General features: G+C 42.1%; 2 protein-coding genes and 1 pseudogene. All 3 read right to left on the bottom strand.

The window, feature by feature from the left end:
- A pseudogene (locus PX484_RS15285) lies at positions 1-177 on the bottom strand (F0F1 ATP synthase subunit A); the annotation flags it as partial.
- A 58-nt stretch (positions 178-235) separates the two neighbouring features.
- Entirely contained in the window at positions 236-598 is a 363-nt protein-coding gene (locus PX484_RS15280; protein ID WP_002784830.1) for an ATP synthase I, read from the bottom strand.
- 383 nt (positions 599-981) lie between these two features.
- A partial coding sequence (locus tag PX484_RS15275) for an ion transporter (protein WP_288104549.1) occupies positions 982-1,671 on the bottom strand: 690 nt, incomplete at its 5' end.

Here is a 1,671-nt window from a genome sequence, read left to right as displayed (position 1 = left end):
TTTCTGGATTTTGCGGGTAGCGGCGATCGAGGCGATGATTAAGATAGCGAAGACGATCCAGGAGACCGCGATCACTTGCCCGTGAATTTTTAGTCCGCCGATGTGCCAGTACCAGTGTTGTCCCACTTCCAGGGAAGCGAGGCTATAAAAATTAAGCACACTTAAACTGTCTAACATTTCTACCTTAGAGAGATTCGGGTTCGCAAATCAGGGTTATTTTTAACGGTCAAAGGGTTTAGGAATCGCCTTTCTGCTCCAGCTTGAAGATGGTTTGCAGGGTATAGACGATGATCGCCCCTTTATAGGTCAAAAACCCCAAAAAAACTGGCACTATGTGCAGTTCTTGCCAACGACTGGCGATGATGATTAATCCGGCGAATAGGGCTAATCCTTTTTTTCCCACGCGATTTTTCGTTACCCCCAATTTTTCCACTTCCCCGGCGAGGAGTTTTAGGTAAACAACTCCCACCATTGCCCCTAATAGGTAATTAAGGGCGGTATTGAGGGAATAAAACAGCCACACGGGTATAAAGATCAGACCGCTTAAGATCAGGGTGGTGATCAATAAGGTGTTTTGTAGTTGATAGTATTCCCGCATCGGATCTGACGGCGGGTTGGTTTCTGGGGTTGGGGGAGATTCGATCGATGGGTCAGACAAGGTACACCTAAATCAGCGATAGACTAATCTCAATATCTGGATTGCTTTCCGAGCTATGACGCTCAGGTGAGCCACAAGACATATTATCACGGCAGTGGCAACAATTATTAAGCAATTGTAAATTGTGATGATTCCGTCGGTCGTCGGGAGACTCCGAGACTCCGAGACTCCGAGTCGGGAGATAGGGTGATAGGGATTTAGGGGTTTAGGGGTTTGGGGAAATTTCAGCCAAATGCTCCACTTCCCAATTCATAATTCATAATTCATAATTACCCACACCCCACTTCCTCATCTCCCCACCCTCCCTTTGGCCAGAATTACTCTCAATCAGGTTTTTTTAAGAGTTTTGCGCCACAGTTTTTACAAAAATTGGCATCTATATCGTGACGGGGTAAACCACAATCTGGACAAGGATAATCAATTTGAGTGCCAGATTTTAATGTTTGTTTAGTCAGATCGCTAATTTGCAAGGGAATTAACAAAACTCCCGTTAAAATCATTAAAACTGTCAGCATTTTACCATTATCAGATAGGGGAGTCACATCCCCAAATCCCACGGTAGTCATAGTCACAACGGCGAAGTAAAAAGCATCAAAAAATGTCCGATAGACTTGAGGATTAATCGGGTGTTCGATCTGATAAATTAAACCCGCATAGACAAAAATAATCGAAAATAGAGTTAGTAATATGCGAGTAAATACTATCTGATCAGAAGTTTTAATCCGAAAAATAGAGAGATCGGAACCAAAAAAACGAATCACTCGCAAAATTCTAAACCAGCGAAAAATTCTAAAAAACCTAATATCAAAAAAACCAAAAAATAGGGGCAGAATTGACAATAAATCTAGGATGGAAAAAATATTAAAAACAAAGCCTAGTTTTGATTCCGCACACCAAAACCGAATTAAATACTCTAGGGAAAATAAGCTTAAAATTCCCCAATCAAGCTGACGTAACCACATTTGCCAAGTGGCGGATAAGGGATAGGTTTGAGCCACATAAATCCCCAAAGA

It is taken from the genome of Microcystis sp. M49636_WE2, from assembly GCF_030065375.1.
In the GTDB taxonomy this organism is placed as follows: Bacteria; Cyanobacteriota; Cyanobacteriia; order Cyanobacteriales; family Microcystaceae; genus Microcystis; species Microcystis aeruginosa_C.
This window is presented reverse-complemented; position numbering and strand designations above follow the sequence as displayed.